Raw genomic sequence first — 26,911 nt, 5'->3', positions numbered from 1 at the left:
TCTCCTCACACAAAGCGGGTGATGGCCTCAGGCGGAGGCTCTTTTTATTGCCATCGTTCTCGCGTGGGAGACGGGCTTTGTAATGACAGAGCAATTGCCATGCCTAAACTTGAATGCATGTTCAATAACTCCTGAAAACGACGTCGCGATGCGTCTAGATATGGCGCGCAGAGATAAGAGGTCATAAGTGCCATTAGGGGCCGCAAACCCGCTACCCCGTTGCCTGTGAGCAAATCGGTAGCACTTGTGGGAACAGGGCTGCGACGCTCTCCGGGAGAGTGTCACCGCAAGCACGGGTGACGGACGGTCAGGCTTGAATTGGATCCCCTGATGGGGGATGCGGGCTTACCTGTTTGCGACGCGCTAAAAGGTGGCGCGTTTGGGTGCGGGTGTTCACTTAACGCGCAGTTTTGACTGGTCTGGCCCTATCGCGGGCAAGCCCGCTCCCACAAGGATTTGTGGTGCCCCTTAGTTCTCGGTCACACAACGAATCCTGTGGGAGCGGGCTTGCCCGCGATGGGGTCAATCCGATCTCAACACTCAACCGCACTAACCGCCAAACCACCGCGCGATGTCTCTTTATATTTGTCGTGCATGTCAGCACCGGTATCACGCATGGTGCGGATCACCCGGTCCAGCGAGATAAAGTGCTGACCGTCGCCCCGCAGCGCCATCTGCGCCGCGTTGATCGCTTTTACCGCGGCAATCGCATTGCGCTCGATGCACGGCACCTGCACCAACCCACCCACGGGATCGCAGGTGAGGCCGAGGTTATGCTCAAGACCGATTTCCGCCGCGTTGCACAACTGCTCCGGTGTGGCACCGAGAATCTCCGCCAACCCGGCCGCCGCCATGGCGCAGGCCGAACCGACTTCGCCCTGGCAACCGACTTCGGCACCGGAGATCGAGGCGTTCTTCTTGCACAGAATCCCTACCGCCGCGGCACTGAGGAAGTAATCGACCACGTTGGCGTCGGTCACCACCTCGCTGAACTTCATGAAGTAGTGCAACACCGCCGGAATAATCCCCGCCGCGCCATTGGTCGGTGCCGTGACCATGCGCCCACCGGCCGCGTTTTCTTCGTTGACCGCCAGGGCGAACAGATTCACCCACTCCATAGCGCTCAGGGTCGAGCCGATCACGTTGGGTTTGTTCAACTCCTGCAGACTACGGTGCAGTTTGGCTGCGCGACGACGCACATTCAGGCCGCCAGGCAGGATGCCTTCGTGCTTGAGGCCTTGCTCCACGCAATCTTGCATCGCGCGCCAGAGTTTCATCAGGCCGGCGCGAATTTCCTCTTCGCTGCGCCAGACTTTCTCGTTGGCCATCATCAGCTCTGCAACGCGCAGGTTGTGCTGCTTGCACAGACTGAGCAGCTCGACGGCACTGGAGAAATCGTAAGGCAACACAGTGCGATCCAGATCCACCACGCCGCTGGAAGCCTGTGCCTCATCGACGACAAAACCGCCGCCGATGGAATAGTAGGTGTCGCGATGCAGCTCGCCGTGATCGCCTTCGGCAACCAGAGTCATGGCGTTGGGATGGAACGGCAGGTTCTCGTCGATCAGGCGCATGTCCCGGGCCCAGATAAACGGGACCGACAAGCGACCGTCGAGCAATAGCGTGTTGGTTTCACGCAGGGTCTCGATGCGGATGCCGATTTGCGACGGATCGATCGCGTCCGGCCACTCGCCCATCAGCCCCATGATCACCGCGTTGTCGCTGCCGTGACCGATGCCGGTAGCCGAAAGCGACCCATAAAGCTGAACTTCGACGCGCCGCACCTGCTCCAAAAGTCCCTGTTCACGCAAACCTTGCACGAACAGCGCCGCGGCGCGCATAGGCCCCACGGTGTGCGAACTGGAAGGGCCGATGCCGATTTTGAACAGGTCGAAAACGCTGATAGCCATTACTGCTGAACTCCTGGATGTGCCTGCTCCAGGCGCAAAAGCGCCCAGTGACGGAGCTGCTACGCTCAAGCTGCAATCCGCCGAGATGGCCGCATCATCAGGCTTTTGTCATGTCGTTCGACGTCTCACACCGACGCACTCATGCCCGCTAGCGCCGCAGGCCGCTTACGCTGTGTTTTCGCCGTTTTTTTGCGGATCAGAGGGACAAAACGGGCTGAAAAAAGCTGTAAACGACGTTACCGACACTGGATGCGACCATCCCTGTACTGGTTACGACGCACCCTGTAGGCGTCAGATTTTCACTGGTACATGATCGTATCGACTCGATTGCAAGGCGCCGTGGTAGAGCTGTCTCCAAAACGCCATCCAACCGCAACAGATAAGTGCGGTGGTCCAGTCGGAACACTGCCAAAAAAAACACCAAGGAGTCGCCCCTATGAAAGGTTCCCCGTCGTTGTTGTTGGCCGCCATGCTGAGTCTGCCGTTTCTGGCTCAAGCCGCAGAACCGGCCCAATGCAGCACCGTAAACTTCTCCGATGTCGGCTGGACGGACATTACCGTCACTACCGCCACCACCAGCGTCGTTCTCGATGCCCTGGGCTATAAGACCAAGACCACGATGATTTCCGTGCCGGTGACCTACAAGTCGCTGGCCGACGGCAAGAACATGGACGTGTTCCTCGGTAACTGGATGCCGACCATGGAAAACGACATCAAGGCCTACCGTGATGCCGGCACCGTGGACACGCTGCGCGCTAATCTGGAAAACGCAAAATACACACTCGCCGTCCCCGAAGAGTTGTATAACAAAGGTCTGAAAGATTTCGCCGACATCGCCAAGTTCAAGAAAGAACTCGACGGCAAGATCTACGGCATCGAACCGGGTAACGACGGCAACCGCCTGATCCAGAGCATGATCGACAAGAACGCCTTCGGCCTGAAAGAAGCCGGCTTCAAGGTGGTCGAGTCCAGCGAGGCAGGCATGCTCTCGCAAGTCGATCGCGCCCAGCGCCGCAACACCGCCGTGGTGTTCCTGGGCTGGGAACCGCACCCGATGAATACTCGATTCAAGATGAAGTACCTGACCGGCGGCGACGAATACTTCGGCCCGAACTTCGGCCAGGCGACCATCTACACCAACACCCGCAAGGGTTACGCACAGGAATGCAGCAACGTCGGTCAGTTGCTGAAAAACCTGGTCTTTACCCTCGACATGGAAAGCACGCTGATGGGCAACGTCCTGGACGACAAAATGAAGCCTGACGCGGCCGCCAAGGCCTGGCTGAAAAAGAATCCACAGGTGCTCGATACCTGGCTCGCTGGCGTGACCACCATTGACGGTAAACCTGGCCTGGAGGCCGTGAAAGCCAAGCTCGCGCAGCCTTGATTTAGGAAGCATCGCTTATGCCGGGCGGCTTCGGCCGTCCGGGCTGTTTATTTCCTTGCATGCGGACGTTCACTACCATGCTGATTGATCAGAAAATACCTTTAGGCCAGTACATCGCGGGCTTCGTTGAATGGTTGACGCAAAATGGCGCCAGCACTTTCGACGCAATCGCCGTGTCACTGGAAACGATGATCCACGGCGTGACTTTCGCGCTGACCTGGTTCAACCCGCTGGCATTGATCGGCCTCATCGCGCTACTGGCACACTTCATTCAACGCAAATGGGGCCTGACCGTTTTCGTCATTGCCTCCTTTCTGCTGATCCTCAATCTGGGGTACTGGCAGGAAACCATGGAAACCCTCGCCCAGGTGTTGTTCGCCACCCTGGTGTGCGTGCTGATCGGCGTGCCGTTGGGCATCGTCGCCGCGCACAAACCGATGTTCTACACAGTGATGCGGCCGGTGCTCGATCTGATGCAGACCGTGCCGACCTTTGTGTACCTCATTCCTACCCTGACCCTCTTCGGTCTGGGTGTGGTCCCGGGTCTGATCTCGACGGTAGTGTTCGCGATTGCCGCGCCTATCCGCCTGACCTACCTGGGTATTCGCGATGTCCCGGAAGAACTGATGGACGCTGGCAAGGCCTTTGGCTGCTCGCGACGTCAGCTGCTCTCGCGAATCGAACTGCCCCACGCCATGCCAAGCATCGCGGCCGGTATCACCCAGTGCATCATGCTGTCGTTGTCGATGGTGGTGATCGCGGCACTGGTGGGCGCCGATGGCCTGGGCAAACCCGTGGTCAACGCACTGAACACTGCTGATATCGCCCTGGGCTTCGAAGCAGGCCTGGCGATCGTGCTGCTGGCGATCATGCTCGACCGTATCTGCAAACAACCCGACGCTAAAGTAGGGGGTGACGCATGAGCATTATTCGCTTCGAAGAGGTCGACGTAATCTTCTCCAAGGATCCACGCGAGGCTCTCAAGCTGCTGGATCAGGGCATGACCCGTAACGAGATCCTGAAAAAGACCGGGCAGATCGTTGGGGTCGAAAAGGCCAGCCTGGACGTCGAAAAAGGTGAAATCTGCGTACTGATGGGCCTTTCCGGCTCCGGCAAGTCCAGTCTGCTGCGCTGCATCAACGGCCTTAACACCGTCAGCCGCGGCAAGCTGTTCGTCGAGCACGAAGGCAAGCAGATCGACATCGCTTCCTGCACCCCGGCGGAACTGAAAATGATGCGCACCAAGCGCATTGCGATGGTGTTCCAGAAGTTCGCCCTGATGCCTTGGCTGACGGTGCGCGAGAACATCAGCTTCGGTCTGGAAATGCAGGGTCGTCCAGAGAAAGAGCGGAAAAAACTGGTCGATGAAAAACTTGAGCTGGTGGGCCTGACCCAATGGCGCAACAAGAAACCCAACGAGCTGTCCGGTGGTATGCAGCAACGTGTCGGCCTGGCCCGTGCCCTGGCGATGGACGCCGACATCCTGCTGATGGACGAACCTTTCTCGGCCCTCGACCCACTGATCCGCCAAGGCCTGCAAGACGAACTGCTGGAACTGCAACGCAAGCTGAGCAAGACCATCGTTTTCGTGAGTCACGACCTCGATGAAGCCCTGAAGCTCGGCAGCCGTATCGCCATCATGAAAGACGGCCGGATCATCCAGTACAGCAAACCGGAAGAAATCGTCCTGAACCCTGCGGACGATTACGTGCGCACCTTCGTCGCTCACACCAACCCACTGAACGTATTGTGCGGTCGCAGCCTGATGCGCACCCTGGACAAGTGCAAACGCATCAACGGTTCGGTATGCCTGGATCCGGGCGGCGATTCGTGGCTGGACCTGGCCGAAGGCAACACCATCAAAGGCGCACGCCAGAACGGTTCGAGCCTGGACCTGCAGAACTGGATACCGGGGCAAGCGGTTGAAGGTTTGGGGCGTCGGCCAACGCTGGTGGACTCCAACATCGGCATGCGCGATGCGCTGCAGATTCGTTACCAGACCGGCAACAAACTGGTGCTACACGACAACAACAAAGTTGTCGGGATTCTCGGCGACAGCGAGCTGTACCACGCGCTGCTCGGCAAGAACCTGGGGTAAGAAGCAGCAGACACAAAAACGCCGCGAGATGATCGCGGCGTTTTTGTTTGCGGGATATCGGGGCATGCAGCTGTGCGGCTGATGGCCCCATCGCGGGCGAGCCCGCTCCCACATAGGATTTGTGAACGACGCAGATCCAATGTGGGAGCGGGCTTGCTCGCGAAGAATACGACGCGGTGTCACTGAAACACCGCGCCACTCACCTCAGCTATAAACCCGGCCAAGAAGCTGCCGATGGCTTTCAAACTGATCGAGCACGTCACGGGTGATCTGATCCTGAGTGAAGCCCATCAGGTCGTAGTCCTGGCTGCCGTTGTGCAGGTACACCTCGGCACGGTAGTAACGTGCGCGCGGTTCATCGGCGCTTTCAGCAGACACCGTATCACTCGCCGCCGCCAGATAACCGTCCAGGCTCACTTCGTAGACAAAAGGGTTGCCCTCTTCCATCTCGATCCGCACGCCCATGCAGCGTTTCGACTTGCCCAGCAACGTCTGCACATCCAGACCCTGACCCTGCAATTGCACCGCAGCATCTTCCAGTGCCGGGCTGACGTGCTTGTCCATGAAACGCTGAACGATCGACTGGTTCGGTTGCAGATCCAGCTGGGTCAAGCGCTCGCTGAAACCACGACGACCACGCGCCGCCAGCTCCGCTTGCTCCTGTTCGATCTGCACGTCCTGGCGCATGGCCTTGTGCAAGCCGAACATGAAGAACACCAGCACCACCGAGAACGGCAGCCCCGCCAGCACCACCATGGTTTGCATGGCTTCGAAGTTACCGGCGAACAACAGGCCGATGGTCACCAGAGTGATCACCGCCGACCAGAAAATCCGCAGCCAGTGCGGCGCATCTTCGTCAACATTGCCGCCCTTGCAGGAAAGGTTGGCCATCATCACCGCGCCGGAATCCGCCGGGGTCAGGAACAGCACGAAGCCGACAAAAATCGACACGCCGATCACGATCTTCGACGCTGGGTAATGCTCAAGCAACTGGTAGATCGCCATCGACGGCTGTTGCAGCGCCGTCTTACCGAGCTCCACCGCCCCATGGTTCATGACCAGGTCCAGGGCCGAGTTACCGAAGATCGACAGCCATGCCAGGGTGAAGCCCAGCGGAATCAGCAGCACGCCGGCCACCAATTCACGCACCGTGCGACCACGGGAAATACGCGCGATAAACATGCCTACGAATGGCGCCCAGGAAATCCACCAGGCCCAGTAGAACAGAGTCCACAGGCCCAACCAGCGCTCGGATTTGGCATTGTCGGCTTCGTACACATAGAGATCGAAAGTCTTCAGCACCACGCCGTTCAGGTAGTCGCCGATGTTCTGCACAAAGCCGTTGAGCAGATGCAAAGTCGGGCCGAACAACAGCACGAAAATCAGCAGGCCGCTGAACAGCACGATGTTCAGGTTGGACAGGCGGCGAATGCCGTTTTCCACGCCGGACACAGCGGCGATGGTCGCCACGGTGCTCATCACGATGATCACGATCAGCAGGTTGGTGTTGCTGTGTTCCATGCCGAACAGGTTTTCCAGCCCCGACGACACTTGCAGCGAACCGATCCCCAGGTTCGTCACCAGCCCCAGCAGGGTCACGAACATGCCGAAGCCGTCCACCGCATGACCGGCCGTGCCTTTGACCCAACGCTCGCCGACCAGCGGATACAGCGCCGACCGCAACGCCAGCGGCTGGTTATGACGGTAAGCAAAGTACGCCACGGCCAGGCCGACCAGTGCGTAGATCGCCCAGCCATGCAGGCCCCAATGGAGGAACGTCAGCTGCACCGCCTGACGGGCCGCAAGGTTGCTGCCGGCCACGCCTTCCGGCGGGTTGAAGTAATGGTCCAGCGGCTCGGAAGCACCGAAGTACAGCAACGAGATGCCGATACCCGACGAGAACAGCATCCCCGCCCAGGCGCCGTAGCTGAAATCCGGGGTGTCGTCCTTGCTGCCCAGTTTGAGTTTGCCGTAGGACGAAAACGCCAGGCCAACCACAAAAACCAGATAAGCGGCGATCACCACCATGTAGTACCAGCCGAAGCTGCGGGACAACCAGGCCTGGGCAATGCCGAGCATTCTGCCGGCCTCTTGCGGGGCGATGATCAGAATGGCGGTCAACAGCAGGATCAGCGCGGTAGAGGTGTAGAACACCCAACCGTTGACCGTCACCTTATCGGGTGGGGTCTTTATTAGAGAGGCAGAACTCATGGCACAGATGCTCCGGCAGTGCGAGAGAAGAACACAAGGCAACGCGGTACCCGACCAATCGGTTAGTTGGCAGCCGACCGGCGGGTGATATAAAGACACCCCGAAAAAAGCCCGAAACCCTTGGGACGCCTGCGCGTATGGGTTTCGAGCATTTTTGGATGTCGGTTTATCGCCATTTACACGTAGGAAAAATCTGTAAGCAGCGACGATTTGTCGCAGATCTTATTCTTTGTTGATTGAACGTTCAATCAAAACAAAATAGACTGGCCCTCAACCCGGTAGCCGTTATTCGTCTACGGGAAGGCCTAAGGAGATGTGCAAGATGCCCAAGGTCGGTATGCAACCCATCCGCCGCCAGCAATTGATCGAAGCCACGTTACAGGCCGTCGATCAGGTCGGCATGGGGGACGCCAGCATTGCGCTGATCGCCCGTTTGGCCGGTGTCTCGAATGGCATCATCAGTCACTACTTTCAGGACAAGAACGGCCTGATCGCCGCCACGGCGCAGTATCTGATGAGTGTCCTCAGCGAGAACGTCACCGCGCGCCGTCAGGCGTTGGAGGACGCCAGCCCACGGGCTCACCTTCAGGTGATTATCGAAGGCAACTTCGACGCCAGCCAGGTCAATGGCCCGGCAATGAAAACCTGGCTGGCCTTCTGGGCCACCAGCATGCACCACCCGTCATTGCACAGGTTGCAGCGGATCAACGATCACCGTCTGTATTCCAACCTGTGCTGCCAGTTCCGCCGTGTGTTGCCGCTCGATGATGCGCGCACCGCCGCCCGCGGCCTGGCAGCCCTCATTGACGGTTTGTGGTTGCGCGGCGCGCTGTCGGGAGATGCTTTCGACACCGGGCAGGCGCACCAGATCGCTTACGAATACATGGATTTCCAACTGGCCAAGCAGGTGAGTTAGAGCACACATAATCGCTCAACCCCTGAACCGCTACCGACCGCGATGCCACTGCTACACGGCTCGCCCGGTGGTCAACGCCAACCACTTATGCACTTGCGAGGACTTTATGGCCCGTTTCGAACTGCAAAAACTCTACATCGATGGCGGCTACAGTGACGCCAGCAGCGACGCCACTTTCGAAGCCATCAACCCGGCTAACGGTGAAGTCCTCGCAACCGTACAACGTGCGACCAAGGAAGACGTTGAGCGCGCTGTGGTCAGCGCCGAAAAGGGCCAGAAAATCTGGGCTGCAATGACCGCCATGGAGCGTTCGCGCATCTTGCGTCGTGCCGTCGACATCCTGCGCGAGCGCAACGATGAACTGGCCGCCCTGGAAACCCTGGACACCGGCAAGGCGTACTCCGAAACCCGTTACGTCGACATCGTCACCGGCGCTGACGTGCTGGAGTACTACGCAGGCCTGGTGCCGGCCATCGAAGGCGAGCAGATTCCGCTGCGTACCACGTCTTTCGTCTACACCCGTCGCGAGCCATTGGGCGTCGTGGCCGGTATCGGCGCGTGGAACTACCCGATCCAGATCGCTTTGTGGAAATCCGCGCCTGCCCTGGCGGCCGGTAACGCGATGATCTTCAAGCCAAGCGAAGTCACTTCCCTCACTACCCTGAAACTGGCCGAGATCTACACCGAAGCTGGCGTTCCGGCTGGCGTGTTCAACGTTCTGACCGGCAGTGGCCGTGAAGTCGGCACGTGGCTGACCGAACATCCACGCATCGAAAAAATCTCCTTCACCGGCGGCACCGACACCGGCAAGAAGGTCATGGCCAGCGCTTCCGCTTCGTCGCTGAAAGACGTGACCATGGAACTGGGCGGCAAGTCACCGCTGATCATTTTCGACGACGCCGACCTGGATCGCGCCGCCGACACCGCGATGATGGCCAACTTCTACAGCTCCGGTCAGGTCTGCACCAACGGCACTCGCGTGTTCGTACCGAGCCACCTGAAAGCCGCTTTCGAAGCCAAGATCGTTGAGCGCGTTGCGCGCATTCGCGTCGGCAACCCGGAAGACGAAAACACCAACTTCGGCCCGCTGGTCAGCTTCGCCCACATGGAAAGCGTGCTGGGTTACATCGCTAAAGGTAAGGAAGAAGGTGCTCGCCTGCTGTGCGGCGGCGATCGTCTGACCGACGGCGAATTCGCCAAAGGCGCGTTCGTGGCTCCGACCGTGTTCACCGATTGCACCGACGAGATGACCATCGTTCGCGAAGAAATCTTCGGCCCGGTGATGAGCATCCTGACCTACGAAACCGAAGAAGAAGTGATCCGTCGTGCAAACGACACCGAGTTCGGTTTGGCGGCTGGCGTCGTCACCAAAGACCTGAACCGCGCTCACCGTGTGATCCATCAACTGGAAGCCGGTATCTGCTGGATCAACGCCTGGGGCGAGTCCGATGCCAAGATGCCGGTCGGCGGCTACAAGCAGTCGGGTGTTGGCCGTGAGAACGGCATCAGCTCGCTGAACAACTTCACACGCATCAAATCGGTACAGGTCGAACTGGGCGATTACGCCTCGGTTTTCTAAGGCGGTATTTGCTTCGCCTGCGAGATCGCTATCGCAGGCAAGCCAGCTCCCACAGGTTTGGCGTCGTTCGCCAAATCTGCGGTGCCCCCAATCCCTGTGGGAGCGTGGCTTGCCCGCGATCGAGTGCGAAGCACTCGCCGACCTGACCAACTTCAAAGAGGGTGCATTCAATGTCCCAAGAATTCGATTACATCATCATCGGTGCCGGCTCGGCCGGTAACACCCTGGCGACCCGTCTGACTGAAGACGAAGGCGTCACCGTTTTGCTGCTCGAAGCGGGCGGTCCGGATTATCGTCTGGATTTCCGCACGCAAATGCCGGCCGCCCTGGCGTTCCCGCTGCAAGGTCGTCGCTACAACTGGGCGTATGAAACCGATCCAGAACCACACATGGACGGTCGCCGGATGGAATGCGGTCGCGGCAAGGGCCTGGGTGGTTCTTCGCTGATCAACGGCATGTGCTACATCCGCGGCAACGCGATGGACTACGACAACTGGTCGAAGCTGCCCGGTCTGGAAGACTGGAGCTACCTCGACTGCCTGCCGTATTTCCGCAAGGCTGAAACCCGTGACATCGGCCCGAACGACTACCACGGTGGCGACGGTCCGGTCAGCGTGACCACGCCCAAAGCCGGCAACAACCCGTTGTTCCACGCGATGGTTGAAGCCGGCGTGCAAGCCGGTTACCCGCGTACCGAAGACCTGAACGGCTACCAGCAAGAAGGTTTCGGCCCGATGGACCGCACCGTGACGCCGAACGGCCGTCGCGCCAGCACCGCTCGCGGTTACCTGGACGTCGCCAAGAAGCGCTCGACCCTGACCATCGTCACCCATGCCCTGACCGACAAGATCCTGTTCGAAGGCAAGCGTGCGGTCGGCGTGCGTTACCTGATCGGCGCCGCTGAAGAGCGCGTTGAAGCCCGCGCCCGCAAGGAAGTGCTGCTGTGCTCCGGCGCCATCGCGTCGCCGCAGATTCTGCAACGCTCCGGCGTCGGCCCGGCCGAACTGCTGAAGAAACTCGACATTCCGGTAGTCCACGACCTGCCGGGCGTTGGCGAAAACCTGCAGGATCACCTTGAGCTGTACCTGCAATACGCCTGCACCCAACCGGTCTCGCTGTACCCGTCGCTGCTGCTGCACAACCAGCCGGCCATCGGTGCCGAGTGGTTGTTCAACGGCACCGGCATCGGCGCCAGCAACCAGTTCGAGGCCGGTGGTTTCATCCGCACCCGTCCGGAATTCGATTGGCCGAACATTCAGTACCACTTCCTGCCGGTCGCGATTAACTACAACGGCAGCAACGGTGTGAAAGAACACGGCTTCCAGGCGCACATGGGTTCCATGCGTTCGCCAAGCCGCGGTCGCATCCAGGCCAAGTCCAAGGATCCGCGCGAGTACCCGAGCATTCTGTTCAACTACATGGCCACCGAGCAGGACTGGCAGGAATTCCGCGACGGCATCCGCCTGACCCGTGAAATCATGCAGCAGCCAGCGCTGGACGCCTTCCGTGGTCGCGAAATCAGCCCGGGCATCGACGTGCAAACCGACGAGCAGCTGGACAAGTTCATCCGCGAACACGCCGAAACCGCGTTCCACCCGTCCTGCTCGTGCAAGATGGGCACCGACGAGATGGCCGTGGTCGATGGCGAAGGTCGTGTGCACGGTATGCAAGCCCTGCGCGTGGTCGATGCCTCGATCATGCCGATCATCACCACCGGCAACCTGAACGCGCCAACGATCATGATGGCCGAGAAAATCGCCGACAAGATCCGCGGTCGCAAGCCATTGCCGCGTAGCAAGGCCGCCTACTTCGTGGCCGGTGATGCACCGGTGCGCGGCAAGCCGTTGCGGGATGTGAGCGCTGCTCAGTAAGCCGTAACACCGCGTGACGGCCAATCGCGGGCAAGCCCGCTCCCACATGATTCCGGTTGAATTGCAGATTTGTGATCAACTTGGATCCCTGTGGGAGCGGGCTTGCCCGCGATGGAGCCCGACCAGGCAACACATCTCGACCTGACACATCCTGGCAACCCCTCCCTACACCGCTCCGCCCTTGATCTACCCCCCGCCCAGGCCTAATCTAGCGCCACGCAAACGCTTCACCCCCTCGCAATACCGATACATCGCAACTCCATACCAAGGAGGTTCCCGAATGTTCGATTTCCACCCCCAGCTCAAGCAGCGCTTTGCTGCGTTGCGCACGGGCGCTGAATTCTTTTCGCTGCGTTATGTGCGCGAGTCCGGCCAGTACCTGTCGGTGCGCAAGAACGTCGCCGAACCGCCGAGCCTGAGCCGTGACGAAGGCGCGATGCTGACCGTTCGGGTCAACGGTATCGAAGCCTATGCCGCCACCAACGACTTGTCCCAATCCGGCCTGCAAGCCGCACTGGAGAAAGCCGAGCAACAAGCCCGTCGACTCAAGCCTCACGCCCTGCTCGACCTGCGTGAGCAAGCAGTCTCCAGCGACCGCGCCGACTATTTCTCGCCCAACTTCGACCAGCCCTTTCCGTCCCTGAGCGATTGCTACCAATTGCTCAGCGCCGAATCCGCCGCCGTGCCCAAGGACGAGCGACTGGTGAACTGGCAGGCGAGCATCGGCATCACCAACGTCGAGCAAATCTACCTCAACAGCGCCGGTGCCGAATTGCGTCAGGCCCAGCGTTTCGTCTACCCGAGCATGGACGTCACCGCCTACGACGGCAGCGACAGCCAGACCCGCACCTTGGGCCGCGAGAACTTCGGCCAGCAGGGCGGCTTTGATGTGATCAGCCGTTGCGGCCTGATCGGCGCCGGCCCGAAAGTCGCCGATCAGGCGCTGCAATTGCTGCTGGCGCCAAACACCCCGCAGGGCCCGCGCGATCTGTTGCTGATGCCCGACCAGATGATGCTGCAGATCCACGAGTCCATCGGTCACCCGCTGGAACTGGACCGCATCCTGGGCGATGAGCGCAATTATGCCGGCACCAGTTTCGTCAAGGCAGAAGACTTCGGCAGCCTGCAATACGGCTCCGAGCTACTCAACGTGACGTTCGACCCGGACATCCCCGAGCAGCTCGCCAGCTACGGTCACGACGACGATGGCAGCGCCGCCAGCAAGCAATTTCTGATCAAAGAAGGTTTGTTGCTGCGGCCATTGGGCGGCGCACTGTCGCAATTCCGTGCCGGCATGGACGGCGTTGCCAACAGCCGCGCCTGCGGCTGGAACCGTCCACCGATCGACCGCATGGCCAACCTCAACATCGAGCCCGGCGATCAGCCACTGGAACAACTGATCGGCAATATCGAGCACGGCATTTTGATGAGCACCAACCGTTCCTGGTCCATCGACGATGCGCGCAACAAGTTCCAGTTCGGTTGCGAATGGGGCCAGTTGATCGAAAACGGTGAACTCAAGGGTGTGGTGAAGAACCCGAACTACCGGGCGATTTCCGCACAATTCTGGAAAAGCCTCAGCGCTGTCGGCGATGCCAACACCGTCAAAGTGCTAGGCACGCCGAACTGCGGCAAGGGCGAACCGAACCAGGTGATCCGCGTCGGCCATGCGTCGCCGGCCTGTGTGTTCAGCAATGTGGATGTGTTTGGAGGAGACGCCTGATGAGTACTTCCACGAGCACTTCAAATAGCCAGGCCGAGTCATTCAAGGACCTGGTCAATTGGCTGCGCGGTGTACTGCGCACGCCAGAGCAATTCACCCTCAGCTACGCCGCCGAGTCGTCGGCTTTCGTGCGTTTCAACCACGCCAAGGTCCGTCAGGCCGGGCAGGTGCAGCAGGCGAGTGTCGGGTTCAAACTGATTAACGATGGTCGTCATGCCGATCTGAATATCACGCTGTCGGGCGACCCCGAAGCCGATCTTCAGCGTCTGGCCGAAGGTCTGCAACAGTTGCGCGAAACCCTGCCACTGTTGCCTCAGGATCCATACCTGCTGCTTAACCAGAACGACTGGCAGAGCAACAACGTGCAGGATCATCCCCTGCCGGACACCGAGCAGGTGGTCGCTGAAATCACTCAGGCTGCCGAGGGTCTGGACCTGGTCGGTTTCTACGCCGCTGGGCCGATCAGTCGCGGTTTCGCCAGTTCTTCGGGCGCGTTCGGCTGGCATCAGGCCAACAGCTTCAACTTCGATTTCAGCCTGTTTCATGAAAACGGTCAGGCAGTGAAAGCCAGTTATGCCGGGCATGACTGGAACAGCGAAGGGTTTGCCAGGCGCTTCCAGCAGGCCCGCGAGCAATTGGCGTTTCTGGGTCGGCCATTGCGCACGCTGCCGCCCGGCGAATACCGCGCCTACCTGGCGCCGGCAGCGCTGGAAGAAATCATGGGCATGTTGAGCTGGGGCGGGTTTTCGGCCCAGGCGATTGCCAGCAAACAGAGCCCATTGCAGAAGTTCTACGCCAGCGAAGCCTGCTTCAGCCCTAACGTATGGTTGAGTGAGCAGGTCAGCGGTTCCTTGAGCCCGGCGTTTTCCGACGAAGGTTATCCTCGCGATGATCTGGGTTTGATCGCCAAAGGCATGGCCAATGCCCGACTGATCAATTCGCGCAGCGCCGCCGAATACGGCCTCGCTGCCAACGGCGCCAGCAGCCATGAATACCCGACGGCGCTGGTCATGCAAGGCGGCAATCTGGAGCAGGCGGACATCCTCAAGCGCCTCGGCACCGGGCTCTACATCAGCAACCTGTGGTACCTGAACTACTCGGACCAACCGGCGGCGCGCCTGACCGGCATGACGCGATTTGCGACCTTCTGGGTCGAAAACGGCGAGATTCAGGCACCGGTCAGCACCATGCGTTTTGATGACAGCGTCTACAGCCTGCTCGGTTCGCAGCTGGAAGCGCTGACCGAGGAACGCGAGCTGATGTTGTCGGCCAGCACCTACAGTCAGCGGGCGACTGCTTCGGCGTTATTGCCGGGCGCGCTCGTCAGCCGACTTACGTTGACGCTGTAAACACAAAACCTGTGGGAGCGGGCTTGCCCGCGAAGAGGCCATCAGCTTCAACATCAATGTTGACTGACACATCGCCTTCGCGGGCAAGCCCGCTCCCACAGGTTTACGGTTACCAGACCAACCCCACAAGAGGTCCCATGCCCAACCGCCCACCTCTCGACGCTGTCACCGCCCGCTGGGTACCGTGGGTTGTGGCCATTGCCTTCTTCATGCAGTCCCTCGACGGGACGATCCTCAACACCGCCCTCCCCGCCATGGCCCGGGACCTGGCCGAAGACCCGTTGCGCATGCAAGGCGTAATCATCGCCTACATGCTCACCGTCGCCTTGTTGATCCCCGCCTCCGGCTGGATCGCCGACCGCTTCGGCACCCGGAAAATCTTCTTCGGCGCGATCCTCCTGTTCAGCTTCGGCTCATTGCTCTGCGCCTTGTCCAACACCTTGAGCATGCTCATCGGCGCGCGGGTGATCCAGGGCTTGGGCGGCGCGTTGATGCTGCCGGTCGGGCGATTGGTGGTGCTGCGCGCGTATCCGCGCTCGGAGCTGGTGCGGATCATGGGGTTCATTACCATTCCCGGCCTGCTCGGCCCGCTGATCGGCCCGACCATGGGCGGCTGGATGGTGCAATACCTGACCTGGCACTGGATCTTTCTGATCAACCTGCCGGTGGGCGTCCTCGGTTGCTACGCGGTATGGAAATTCATTCCCGACCTGCGCGGCAGCGAGCGCACCCGCTTCGATAGCCTGGGCTTCTTGCTGTTCGGCGCGGCGATGGTGCTGATCACCATCGCCATGGAAGGCCTCGGCGAACTGCACCTGCCGCACTTGCGGGTGATGTTGTTGCTGTTTGGCGGCATGGCGTGTCTGGCGGCGTATTGGCTGCGGGCCGGGCACATCGACAATCCGCTGTTTGCGCCATCACTGTTCAAGACCCGAACCTTCGCCGTGGGCATCCTCGGTAACCTGTTCGCTCGCCTCGGCAGCGGCGCATTACCGTTCCTGGTACCGTTACTGCTGCAAGTGGCACTGGGTTATTCGCCGTCACAGGCCGGGATGAGCATGCTGCCCCTGGCTGCGGCCGCGATGGTCGCCAAGTCGGTGGCGCGGCCGCTGATCGAACGTTTCGGCTACCGCACCGTGCTGACCGGCAACACACTGGCGCTGGGGATCATGCTGGCAAGCATGGGCCTGGTCAGCGAGCAGACGCCATATTGGCTGCTGCTGGCTCAGTTGGCGATTCTGGGGGCGATCAACTCCTTGCAGTTCACCGCAATGAACACCGTCACGCTGATCGACCTCGACGACGCCAGCGCCAGCAGCGGCAACAGTTTGCTGTCGGTGGTCGCGCAATTGTCCCTGAGCCTCGGTGTGGCCTGCGCCGGCGCCCTGCTCGGCGGCTTCACCGCAGAGATCGGCAATGACGGCGTGAGCACGGTTCTGGGCGCGTTCCAGCTGACGTTCGTGACGGTCGGAATCATGGCGATGCTGGCTGCAACGATCTTCTCGCAGCTGTCGAGAGAAGACGGACGGCGCGTCAAACGTCCGGAACAGCACATAGAGCCTTAGGGCGAATGGCCATGGGACTGATACACTGCGCGACATTTTGTTTTGCAGGCCAGTCCCGTGACCACCATCGCCACCGCTTTTAATACTTTGCCGCTGTCCGCCGCCATGCTGGCTAACCTCGACTCCCTCGGTTATGCCCAGATGACGCCGATCCAGGCGCAAAGCTTGCCGGTGATCCTCAAGGGGATGGACCTGATCGCCCAGGCCAAGACCGGCAGCGGCAAGACCGCCGCCTTCGGTATCGGCCTGCTGAACCCGATCAATCCGCGCTTCTTCGGTTGCCAGGCGCTGGTCATTTGCCCGACTCGCGAGTTGGCTGACCAGGTCGCCAAGGAAATCCGTCGTCTGGCCCGTGCCGAAGACAACATCAAGGTCCTGACCCTGTGTGGCGGCGTGTCCTTCGGCCCGCAGATCGGCTCGCTGGAACACGGCGCGCACATCATCGTCGGCACCCCGGGGCGTATCCAGCAGCACCTGCGCAAGGGTTCGCTGGTGCTTCATGGCCTGAACACGCTGATCCTCGACGAAGCCGACCGCATGCTCGACATGGGTTTCTACGATTCCATCGAAGAAATCATCGCCCAGACCCCGGAGCGCCGCCAGACCCTGCTGTTCTCCGCCACGTACCCGGTGGGCATCAAGCAACTGGCGTCGAAATTCATGCGCACCCCTCAGATCGTGAAGGCCGAGGCGTTCCACGACGATACGCAGATCGAGCAGCGCTTCTACGAGATCTCTCCGGAAGAGCGTATGGACGCGGTGGTCAAAGTCCTCGCGCATTTCCGTCCGGCGTCCTGCGTGGCCTTCTGCTTCACCAAGCAGCAGGTCCAGGAAACCGTTGATCACCTGACCTCCAAAGGCATCTCCGCCGTCGGTCTGCAGGGTGATCTGGAACAGCGTGACCGCGATCAGGTATTGGCCATGTTCGCCAACCGCAGTACTTCGGTACTGGTCGCCACCGACGTCGCCGCTCGCGGTCTGGACATCGATATGCTGGACATGGTGATCAACGTCGAACTGGCCCGTGATTCGGAAATCCATATTCACCGTGTTGGCCGTACCGGTCGTGCGGGCGAGAAAGGCATCGCGATCAGCCTGGTCGCCCCGTCCGAAGCGCACCGCGCCCAGGCCATCGAGCAACTGCAGAAGTCGCCGTTGAGCTGGGATCAGCTGGACAACCTCAAGTCCCAGGGCGGCGCACCGCTGCTGCCGGTGATGAGCACGCTGTGCATTGGTGCGGGCCGTAAAGACAAAGTACGTCCGGGCGACATTCTCGGTGCACTGACCGGCGACGCCGGCATCCCGGGCGCCCAGGTCGGCAAGATTGCGATTTTCGACTTCCAGGCCTATGTGGCCGTGGAACGCGGGATCGCCAAGCAAGCCTTGCAGCGCCTGAACGACGGTAAAATCAAAGGCCGCTCGTTGCGCGTACGCATCCTGTAAGAACAGCGCACTTCCCCTGTGGGAGCGGGCTTGCCCGCGATGAGGCCAGCACATTCAACATCAATGTTGTCTGTTAGTCCGCCATCGCGGGCAAGCCCGCTCCCACATGGATCGCCGGTGAATTTGAATTTTGTGTGAGGACACCGTTTTGCGCTCTACCGAAGTCGTGATCATTGGCGCTGGCGCCGCAGGGTTGATGTGCGCGCTGACCGCCGCCGGGCGCGGGCGCAAAGTGATGTTGCTCGACCATGCGAACAAGGCCGGCAAGAAAATCCTCATGTCGGGCGGTGGGCGCTGCAATTTCACCAACATGTACACCGAACCGAGCAATTTCCTCTCGCAGAACGAGCACTTCTGCAAATCCGCACTGGCGCGCTACACCCAGTGGGATTTCATCGGTCTGGTGGCCAAACACGGCGTGCCGTACCACGAGAAGAAACTCGGCCAGTTGTTCTGCGATAACAAATCCAGCGACATCCTCGGCCTGCTGCTCGACGAGTGCGATCAGGTCGGCGTCAGCCTGCACCTGGACACCTCGATCCAGCACATCGAAAAAATGGAAAGCGGCTACCTGCTGCAAACCACCCTCGACCAAATTACCTGTGAGTCTCTGGTGATCGCCACCGGAGGCCTGTCGATTCCGACCCTTGGCGCCACCGGTTTCGGTTATCAAGTGGCCAAGCAGTTCGGTCACGACCTGCTGCCCACCCGCGCCGGCCTCGTGCCGTTCACCATCACCGATCAGCTCAAGGAGCTTTGCACCGAGCTGTCCGGTACGTCGGTGGATTGCCTGGTGAGCTGCAACGACCAGAGTTTCCGCGAGAACATCCTGTTTACCCACCGCGGCCTCAGCGGGCCCGCGATCTTGCAGATTTCGTCGTTCTGGGAATCCGGCGACACAGTGGAAATCAACCTGATGCCAGATCACGACGTGCCGAGCTGGCTGCAACAGCAGCAGGCCGAACGCCCGAATAGCGAGTTGAAAACCTTGCTCGGTGAAATCTTCACCAAGAAGATGGCCAATCTGCTGGCGGACAACTGGTTCGTCTCCAAACCGATGAAGCAGTACACCCACGCCGACCTGGCGGACATCGCCGAAAAACTGGCGAGCTGGAAAGTCGTGCCGGCCGGCACTGAAGGCTACCGCACTGCCGAAGTGACCCTGGGCGGCGTCGACACTCGCGAAGTGTCGTCCAAGACTATGGAATCGCTGAAAAGCCCTGGTTTGTATTTCATTGGCGAAGTACTCGACGTCACCGGGCATCTGGGTGGTTTCAATTTTCAGTGGGCCTGGGCCTCTGGCTACGCCGCCGCGCAATTCGTCTGACTCACGCAACCTGAATGTGAAATGTGGTCAATTGTGGGAGCTGGCTTGCCTGCGATAGCGGTCTGACAGTCAACATAGATGTTGGATGTACCGGCCTCTTCGCGGGCAAGCCCGCTCCCACAGGTTTCTCTGCCAACCACAGAATTTTTGATCGGCAACAGATCCCTCGTACTCCCGGGAACAGATTTTGCTGTCAGATGTGATCGGCGCCATTGCGTCGGCGTCATTAGTGGCTCAATTTAGCGTCATTGCCTCGGAAGGCCTTCGCACTTCATGTCATCAACCACATTTCGGCAGTCTCTGCGTCGCCTCTGGGCGCTGGATAAATTCAGCTACAGCGTGCGGGTATTCATCGCCCTGACCGGCAGCATGGCGCTGTGTTGGTATCAGGATGAAATGGGGCTGCTGATCCCGTTGTTCCTGGGGATCATCGCCAGCGCCCTGGCTGAAACCGACGACAGTTGGCAGGGTCGCCTCAACGCACTGGCAGTGACGCTAGTGTGTTTTATGGTCGCCGCCCTGTCCGTCGAACTGCTCTTCCCCTACCCCGTCCTCTTTATCATCGCCTTTGCACTGGCCAGCTTTTGCCTGACCATGCTCGGCGCGCTGGGCGAACGTTATGGCGCGATTGCTTCGGCAACACTGATTCTGTCGGTCTACACCATGATCGGCGTGGATCAGCGCGGTGGCGCGGTCACTGATTTCTGGCACGAACCGGTGCTGCTGGTGGCCGGTGCGGCCTGGTACGGCTTGCTCTCGGTGCTGTGGCAGGTGCTGTTTTCCAACCAACCGGTGCAGCAAAGCCTGGCGCGGCTGTTCCGTGAGCTGGGTTATTACCTGAAGCTCAAATCGTCACTGTTCGAACCGATCCGGCAGCTGGACGTGGAAGCCCAGCGGCTGGAACTGGCCCAGCAAAACGGTCGGGTGGTGGCAGCCCTGAACGCCGCCAAGGAAATCATTCTGCATCGGGTCGGCGACGGTCGGCCGGGCGTGAAAGTCAGCCGTTATCTGAAGCTGTACTTCCTCGCCCAGGACATCCACGAGCGCGCCAGTTCTTCGCACTACCCCTATAACGCGCTGGCCGAGGCGTTCTTTCATAGCGACGTGCTGTTCCGCTGTCAGCGCCTGCTGCGCCAACAAGGCAAGGCTTGCCGCGCGCTGGCCGAATCGATCCAGATGCGCCAACCGTTCATCTATGACGCAAGCTTCGCCGAAGCCCTGAACGACCTGCACGCCTCCCTCGAACACTTGCGTATCCAAAGCAATCCGGCCTGGCGCGGTCTGCTGCGTTCGTTGCGAGCGCTGGCTGCCAACCTCGGCACTCTCGACCGTTTGCTCAGCGACGCCAGTAACCCCGATGCACTCGCAGACGCCACCGATAGCAGCCTGCTCGACCGTTCGCCACGCAGCCTCAAGGATGTCTGGATACGCTTGCGCACGCAGCTGACGCCGACCTCGTTACTGTTCCGCCATGCCCTGCGCCTGCCCCTGGCATTGAGCATCGGCTACGGCATGGTGCATTTGATCCACCCATCGCAAGGTTACTGGATCATCCTCACCACGCTGTTTGTCTGCCAGCCGAACTACGGCGCCACCCGCCGCAAACTCGGGCAGCGGATCATCGGCACCGCCATCGGCCTGACCGTGGCCTGGGCGCTGTTCGATCTGTTTCCGAATCCGTTGGTGCAATCGTGCTTCGCCATCGTTGCCGGGGTCGTGTTCTTTACCAACCGCACCACCCGCTACACCCTGGCGACAGCCGCGATCACGCTCATGGTGCTGTTCTGCTTCAACCAGGTGGGCGATGGTTATGGGCTGCTTCTGCCACGGCTGTTCGATACCTTGCTCGGCAGCCTGATCGCCGGGCTGGCGGTATTCCTGTTCCTGCCGGACTGGCAGGGTCGACGCCTGAACAAAGTGCTGGCCAACACCCTGACCTGCAACAGCATTTACCTGCGCCAGATCATGCAGCAATACGCCGCTGGTAAAAGCGACGACCTGGCTTATCGCCTGGCCCGACGCAACGCCCACAACGCCGACGCCGCGTTGTCGACGACGCTGGCCAATATGCTGATGGAGCCGGGGCACTTCCGTAAGGAAGCGGATGTCGGGTTCCGTTTCCTGGTGCTGTCGCACACCTTGCTCAGCTATTTATCGGGGCTGGGGGCACACCGCGAAACCCAACTACCGTCAGACGTGCGCGAGCATTTGATCGACGGCGCCGGTGTGAACCTGGCTGCCAGCCTCGACGAAATAGCCCAAGGCCTGGCGAGCAAACAGCCGATTGCGATTCAGAGTGATGAGGAAGAAGCCCTGGCCAATGGGCTTGAGCAGATGCCGGATGAAATCGATGAAGGGCAGCGGTTGGTGCAGACGCAACTGGCGTTGATCTGCCGGCAACTGGGGCCGTTGCGGACGTTGGCGGCGCATTTGATCAAAGATACGAGCGAGGCTTGAGATTTGTAGTGACTGGGCCGGCCTCTTCGCGAGCAAGCCCGCTCCCACATTAGATCTGCAGTGAACATAATTTTTGTGAACACCACAGATTAAATGTGGGAGCGGGCTTGCTCGCGAAGGCGTCATCAGCCACACCACAATACCCGGCACTTACATCCCATGCTGCTTGAGCAACTTCTCATAACTCCCATCAGCCTTCATCGCCGCAATCTCACGATCGAAACCGGCGACGATCTGTTCATGCCGGGGGTTCTTCAGGCTCACCAGAATATGCAGGCTGTTCTCGCTCAACGGCTTGGGCAAAAACTCCACGGCGTTGCGTACCGTGGATGATTCCCGAGCGAGGTAATACCGGGCGACGAACTCGTCTTCCAGAGTCAGCTTGACCCGGTCGGCCGCGACCATGCGCACAGCCATGGCGAAGTTATGCACAGGAACTTTCTGCAGCGACACATCATCGTCGAATGCTTGCGAATAGGCATAACCGCGTACCACCGCAATCGGGTAGGCGTGCAGTTGTTGCAGGTTGCTGAATTCGATCGGCGCGTCTTTGCGCTTGAGAAAGCGCACGCGGTTGAGCAGGTACTCACCGGAAAACTGCCCCAGTTTCGTGCGCTCGTCGGTGTACCAAGCGTTGACCAGTACGTCGTAACGCCCCTCGCCTACTCCAAACAAGGCTCGCGCCCACGGCACCTGTTCAAAATCACTGGCATAACCGGCCCGGGCCAGCGCGGTGCTGACGATGTCCGTGGCCAATCCGCCATTGACCAGCGTGGCGTCGGTAAAGGGTGGCCAGGCATCGGCTACCAGACGCAGCTTTTCCGCTGCTGCGCTCTGTGTCAGCAACAGCAATCCAATCAAAGCAAACGCTCGATGCAATCGCGGCATGCCAGAAAATCCTTAGCGGGCGGGCTGCCCGACGTGTTTTCAGCCAAAACTCCAAGGCCCCTCTACCGACGAAACCCAGGTCCTAACACTAGCTTATCGACGACATTGCACAGCGCTTCATCGCAGATTACACAAAGAAGACAATCTCGCGAGAAATGAATGATGGCATTTTGGCCTTTGTCACAGATTTCTCTGCCATCAAGACATCCCGCATCAAGACGCTTAGTATCGGAGCAACGTTGTTCAAGGAATCTGAAGATGACAATCGATTGGGTCTGCAAACACCACAGCGATCTAGGTAAAGAGCAGCTGTATGCCATTTTGCAGCTGCGCGCCGAGGTGTTTGTCATCGAGCAGAAATGCCTTTATCAGGACATCGATGGCCAGGACCTGGAAGGTGACACCTGCCATTTGATGGGCTGGGACGGGGATCGACTGGTGGCCTACCTGCGATTGCTCGACCCGGAGTTACAGGGCGGCGACGTGGTGATTGGCCGTGTGATCATCGCTCCCGCTGCACGCGGCACCGGGCTTGGGCATGAAATGATGAGCCAAGCGTTGAAACAGGCCGAAAAGCACTGGCCTGAAGTGCCGATCTACCTCTCGGCCCAGGCGCATTTGCAGGGGTATTACGGGCGGTACGGGTTTGTGGTGGTGGGTGAGGAATACCTGGAGGATGACATTCCGCATATCGGGATGCGTCGTCCGCAATGATCGTTCCCACGCTCTGCGTGGGAACGCCTCAATGGACGCTCTGCGTCCGCTCTTGGGACGCGGAGCGTCCCGGGCTGCATTCCCACGCAGAGCGTGGGAACGATCGGGGTCGGTAATTCAGGGATACTCCAACACCGCTTTAATCTGCCGCAGATTACGCTCGATCCACCCCCGATCAATCGCCCCCCACTCGCGAATCCGATAGCGCCCCGCATGGTTGCGCGCGCCTTCTTCCTGCTCGAATTCACAAACGATATCCAGATCCGCCAATGCCGCGATGGTGTCCTGGGCCGTGCGCCGAGGCATGCCGGTGACTTCGGTCAACGCCGGGACGCTGCTGGCCAATCCGCTGTCGATCAGGTACGCCACGTATAACCGGCGGTAGAAGCTGCTTTTGGTCTTGCTCACGTCCATCCATGCGCTCCTTATTATTAGAAGATCAAAAGATCGCAGCCTTCGGCGGCGCCCACAGGCGCGTAGGAGCTGCCGAAGGCTGCGATCTTTTGATCTTGATCTTGTTCTTCTATTGCATATCCCGCCACGTCAGGTACACCCGCAAATCGAACTCCACCTGGTGATACCCCGGCAACATGTGTTCGCACAGCTTGTAGAACGCCTTGTTGTGATCCGACTCCTTGAAGTGCGCCAGCTCATGCACCACGATCATTTTCAGAAACCCGGAGGGCGCGTCCTTGAACAACGAGGCGATGCGAATTTCTTTCTTGGCCTTGAGCTTGCCGCCTTGCACCCGGGAAATCGCAGTGTGCAGGCCGAGCGCGCGGTGGGTCAGGTCCAGACGGTTGTCGAATAACACCTTGTCGATGGCCGGGGCGTTACGCAGGTATTCCTGCTTGAGGTCCAGAGCATAGGTGTACAGCGCCTTGTCGCTCTGCACCCCGTGCTTTTCCGGATATCGCTGGCTCAGGTAGTCGCCCAGCCGACCTTCGGCGATCAGCTGTCGCACCTGGTCCTGCAACGTAGCAGGATAGGCTTGGAGGTATTTCAACGCGGTCATTGGGGCGGCAACACGAGTCACGAAAAGGTCGCCAGTGTAACGAATTCAACTCGTCAGCGCGCTCCAGTCGAACGGTTCCACAAAGTGTCGGGTGTCTTCGGCCATCAGCGGTCGCGCGACCAGGAACCCCTGAACATACTGGCAACCGTTGGCTTGCAGCCATTCATATTGCGCCACGGTCTCCACCCCTTCGGCAATCACTAACAGACCGAACTGTTTGCACAAATCAATGACACTGCGTGCCAGCGCCGCATCCCGTTCGGACCCCGGCAACCGGGCGATCAAATGCCGGTCGAGTTTGAGCGTGTCCAGCTCCAGGTCGCGCAAGTGCGCCAGCGAACAAGCCCCGGAGCCAAAATCATCCAGCGCCACCCGCACTCCCAAATTGCGCAGCAAACGCAGCTGCTTGCGGGTTTCGTCGGGGTTAAGCATCAAGGCCTCTTCCGTGACCTCAACCTCAAGCTGCCGCGGCTTCAAACCATGGCGTTCCAGTACCTGACGCAGCTCGGTGACCAGATTGGGCAAACCGAATTGCGTGCTGCTCAAACTGACGCCCAGCACCAGATCTTCGGCAAACAAGGTTTCCCAGGCTTTTCGCTGTTTGGCCCCGCGATGATAAATCCAGCTACCAAGACGACTGATCAAGCGCGCCTCTTCCAGCAACGGCAAAAACAGCCCCGGCGGCACATCGCCGACACTCGGGTGCTGCCAGCGCAGCAACGCCTCGAACCCGCGAATCTGCCCGTCGGCAATGGCTACCTGAGGCTGATACACCAGGTTGAAATCGCGATTCTCGATGGCCGTGCGCACGCTCTCTTCGAGCATCAGCCGCGAGCGCGCCCGGCCATTCATTTCGTGATCGTAGAAGCGATATTGCTGACGCCCCGCGCGCTTGGCTTCGTACATGGCGATGTCGGACGCGCGCATCAACCCGTCGAGATTAGCCCCGCAGTCGGGGTAAGTGGCAATGCCGATACTGGCGCCCAAAGCGATGTCCATGCCTTCGATTTGCTGACAGATCGACACCCGCTCGATGAGCTTTTCAGCAATCTTTGCCGCTTGCTCAGGGAGCTCAAGATCCAGCAGCGCGGTGAACTCATCGCCGCCCATCCGCGCCAGAATATCGAAGGGCCGCAGACACGCCTTCAGCTGCTCGGACACCCAACGCAACACCCTGTCGCCAGCATCGTGGCCGAGGGAATCATTGACCCGCTTGAAGCCGTCGAGGTCCAGGTACAACAGCACCCAGGTGCTGTCGGAGCGTTCGCCGCGCAGCAGCAGGTTTTCAACGGTTTGATAGAAACCCCGGCGATTGAGCAGCCCGGTCAGCGGATCGGTCACCGCCTGAAACTCCAGCTGCTGATGCAGATGGCGCACCACCGACATGTCCAGCACCGTCACCACCATGGCGCGTTGTTCGGCGGGCAAAGGCGCGCAGGACAACGCCACCGGCACTTGCTGGCCGGGCGCGGTACGCAGCAACGCATCGTGCAGGCGCAGGGTTTCACCGCGTTTGTAGCCGGCAAACAATTCGGAGTCGGCCCAGATCGGGATGTGCGGCTTTTGCAGGAAATCGAGAAACTCTTTGCCTTGCAGCTCGTGCACCGTGGCATTGAGCAGGCGGGACATCGCCGGGTTGGCAAAACGGATCAGCCCGTCCTCGCCCACCACCAGAATGCCTTCGGCGGCGTTATCCAGCACCGAGGCATTAAAGGCACGAGCGACTTCCAGGTCATGACTCAACTGCTGCAAGGCACGGCGATTACGCTGATGCTCGAGCAGGGCCTGGACTTTGGGTTTGAGAATTTGCGGGTCGAACGGTTTGAACAGGTAATCCACCGCACCACTGGCGTAGCCCTTGATCACAGCGTCCTGAGATTGTTCGTTGGCGGTGAGAAAAATGATCGGCGTGAGGCGGGTACGCTGGCTGCCACGCATCAAGCGCGCCACTTCGAAACCGTCCATACCTGGCATCTGCACATCCAGCAGCACCAGGTCGACGTCGTGTTCGAGCAACAGGCTGAGCGCTTCAAAGCCGGAAGCCGCGGTGATGACCTGCCAGTCCTGGCGCTGTAACAACGCGCGCATGCTGATCAGGTTTTCGGGGTAATCATCAACAATTAAAAGGATTGAGCTGCCTTCAGCTGGCGTAGGTTGTGCGCATTCCATGCTGCATCTCTTGTGCTGGACCTCAGGCCGGTCTCTTGTGAAAACCGGGCACATAGTGCGACTTCACTCTAGACCCGGATCCACGAAAGCAGAAGCAGCGAGAGTGCCATCACTTCGGTAAAGTTTCGCATAGCCGACTAACGGTCATTCCTACAGCCCCCGTAAACCGGGAGAGATGGCATTTAGACAGGATGTTGACGTCAACCATCTGCCAAACGGGCATTAACAAACAACCGTTCAACGCTTATAAAGACGGCCCGAAGGCGCGTGTTAGAGCTTCTGGCACGTG

Annotated in this window: 19 protein-coding genes; 13 read left to right on the top strand and 6 right to left on the bottom strand. The window is 59.8% G+C overall.

Going from position 1 to position 26,911, the window contains the following annotated elements; genetic code table 11:
- Positions 1 to 533 precede the first annotated feature (533 nt).
- Positions 534 to 1,910, bottom strand: coding sequence for an L-serine ammonia-lyase (locus tag F6R97_RS16995; RefSeq protein ID WP_050682743.1), 1,377 nt, complete (start codon positions 1,908 to 1,910; stop codon positions 534 to 536).
- A 436-nt stretch (positions 1,911 to 2,346) separates the two neighbouring features.
- Between F6R97_RS16995 and F6R97_RS16990 the strand changes: the two genes are divergently transcribed.
- The 3 genes from F6R97_RS16990 to choV all read left to right on the top strand — a co-directional run bounded on the left by F6R97_RS16990 (position 2,347) and on the right by choV (position 5,395).
- Positions 2,347 to 3,297, top strand: a complete 951-nt coding sequence (locus F6R97_RS16990; protein WP_038981098.1) for a choline ABC transporter substrate-binding protein — start codon at positions 2,347 to 2,349, stop codon at positions 3,295 to 3,297.
- Between the two features lie 77 nt (positions 3,298 to 3,374).
- Positions 3,375 to 4,220: a choline ABC transporter permease subunit gene (gene choW / locus F6R97_RS16985; protein ID WP_038983589.1), complete on the top strand. Its 846-nt coding sequence runs from the start codon at positions 3,375 to 3,377 to the stop codon at positions 4,218 to 4,220.
- The gene (choV, locus tag F6R97_RS16980; RefSeq protein WP_038981095.1) at positions 4,217 to 5,395 is read left to right on the top strand and encodes a choline ABC transporter ATP-binding protein; all 1,179 of its coding nucleotides are present in this window, start codon (positions 4,217 to 4,219) and stop codon (positions 5,393 to 5,395) included. The genes choW and choV overlap by 4 nt, the downstream gene beginning before the upstream one ends.
- A gap of 204 nt (positions 5,396 to 5,599) precedes the next feature.
- Here choV and F6R97_RS16975 read toward each other — a convergent pair whose 3' ends face one another.
- Positions 5,600 to 7,549: a BCCT family transporter gene (locus tag F6R97_RS16975; RefSeq protein WP_315866882.1), complete on the bottom strand. Its 1,950-nt coding sequence runs from the start codon at positions 7,547 to 7,549 to the stop codon at positions 5,600 to 5,602.
- 379 nt (positions 7,550 to 7,928) lie between these two features.
- Between F6R97_RS16975 and betI the strand changes: the two genes are divergently transcribed.
- From betI to yccS, 9 genes are all read left to right on the top strand, one after another.
- The gene (betI, locus tag F6R97_RS16970; protein WP_038981092.1) at positions 7,929 to 8,522 is read left to right on the top strand and encodes a transcriptional regulator BetI; all 594 of its coding nucleotides are present in this window, start codon (positions 7,929 to 7,931) and stop codon (positions 8,520 to 8,522) included.
- 106 nt (positions 8,523 to 8,628) lie between these two features.
- Complete coding sequence (gene betB, locus F6R97_RS16965; RefSeq protein WP_030130227.1) at positions 8,629 to 10,101, top strand: betaine-aldehyde dehydrogenase; 1,473 nt, start codon at positions 8,629 to 8,631, stop codon at positions 10,099 to 10,101.
- A 170-nt stretch (positions 10,102 to 10,271) separates the two neighbouring features.
- Positions 10,272 to 11,972 (top strand): choline dehydrogenase, encoded by a 1,701-nt coding sequence (gene betA / locus F6R97_RS16960; protein WP_315866850.1) that lies wholly within the window; start codon positions 10,272 to 10,274, stop codon positions 11,970 to 11,972.
- Positions 11,973 to 12,252: 280 nt separating this feature from the next.
- Complete coding sequence (locus F6R97_RS16955; protein WP_315866849.1) at positions 12,253 to 13,695, top strand: TldD/PmbA family protein; 1,443 nt, start codon at positions 12,253 to 12,255, stop codon at positions 13,693 to 13,695.
- Positions 13,695 to 15,044 carry a TldD/PmbA family protein gene (locus F6R97_RS16950; protein ID WP_315866848.1) on the top strand — a complete coding sequence of 450 codons (1,350 nt, stop codon included), beginning with the start codon at positions 13,695 to 13,697 and terminating at the stop codon, positions 15,042 to 15,044. The genes F6R97_RS16955 and F6R97_RS16950 overlap by 1 nt, the downstream gene beginning before the upstream one ends.
- 137 nt (positions 15,045 to 15,181) lie before the next feature.
- A complete protein-coding gene (gene mdtD, locus F6R97_RS16945; protein ID WP_048396367.1) occupies positions 15,182 to 16,609 on the top strand; it encodes a multidrug transporter subunit MdtD in 1,428 nt (475 codons plus the stop codon).
- Positions 16,610 to 16,714: 105 nt separating this feature from the next.
- Positions 16,715 to 18,052 (top strand): ATP-dependent RNA helicase DbpA, encoded by a 1,338-nt coding sequence (gene dbpA / locus F6R97_RS16940; protein ID WP_229768771.1) that lies wholly within the window; start codon positions 16,715 to 16,717, stop codon positions 18,050 to 18,052.
- A gap of 148 nt (positions 18,053 to 18,200) precedes the next feature.
- Positions 18,201 to 19,379, top strand: coding sequence for an NAD(P)/FAD-dependent oxidoreductase (locus tag F6R97_RS16935; RefSeq protein ID WP_315866847.1), 1,179 nt, complete (start codon positions 18,201 to 18,203; stop codon positions 19,377 to 19,379).
- A gap of 273 nt (positions 19,380 to 19,652) precedes the next feature.
- Positions 19,653 to 21,836 (top strand): YccS family putative transporter, encoded by a 2,184-nt coding sequence (gene yccS / locus F6R97_RS16930; RefSeq protein ID WP_315866846.1) that lies wholly within the window; start codon positions 19,653 to 19,655, stop codon positions 21,834 to 21,836.
- 150 nt (positions 21,837 to 21,986) lie between these two features.
- Here the strand turns inward: yccS and F6R97_RS16925 are convergent, their stop codons facing one another.
- Complete coding sequence (locus F6R97_RS16925; RefSeq protein WP_315866845.1) at positions 21,987 to 22,724, bottom strand: substrate-binding periplasmic protein; 738 nt, start codon at positions 22,722 to 22,724, stop codon at positions 21,987 to 21,989.
- A 258-nt stretch (positions 22,725 to 22,982) separates the two neighbouring features.
- On the opposite strand from F6R97_RS16925, the gene F6R97_RS16920 reads away from it, so the two are divergent.
- Positions 22,983 to 23,438, top strand: a complete 456-nt coding sequence (locus tag F6R97_RS16920; RefSeq protein WP_315866844.1) for a GNAT family N-acetyltransferase — start codon at positions 22,983 to 22,985, stop codon at positions 23,436 to 23,438.
- Between the two features lie 117 nt (positions 23,439 to 23,555).
- On the opposite strand, the gene F6R97_RS16915 is transcribed toward F6R97_RS16920, so the two are convergent.
- The 3 genes from F6R97_RS16915 to F6R97_RS16905 form a co-directional block, all read right to left on the bottom strand.
- Positions 23,556 to 23,852 carry a helix-turn-helix domain-containing protein gene (locus tag F6R97_RS16915; protein WP_007894945.1) on the bottom strand — a complete coding sequence of 99 codons (297 nt, stop codon included), beginning with the start codon at positions 23,850 to 23,852 and terminating at the stop codon, positions 23,556 to 23,558.
- 109 nt (positions 23,853 to 23,961) lie between these two features.
- The gene (locus F6R97_RS16910; RefSeq protein WP_038981072.1) at positions 23,962 to 24,453 is read right to left on the bottom strand and encodes a M48 family metallopeptidase; all 492 of its coding nucleotides are present in this window, start codon (positions 24,451 to 24,453) and stop codon (positions 23,962 to 23,964) included.
- 45 nt (positions 24,454 to 24,498) lie between these two features.
- Positions 24,499 to 26,622, bottom strand: coding sequence for a putative bifunctional diguanylate cyclase/phosphodiesterase (locus F6R97_RS16905; protein WP_315866843.1), 2,124 nt, complete (start codon positions 26,620 to 26,622; stop codon positions 24,499 to 24,501).
- Positions 26,623 to 26,911: the final 289 nt, after the last annotated feature.

Source organism: Pseudomonas sp. JV414 (assembly GCF_032424305.1).
GTDB lineage: Bacteria > Pseudomonadota > Gammaproteobacteria > Pseudomonadales > Pseudomonadaceae > Aquipseudomonas > Aquipseudomonas lini.
This window is presented reverse-complemented; position numbering and strand designations above follow the sequence as displayed.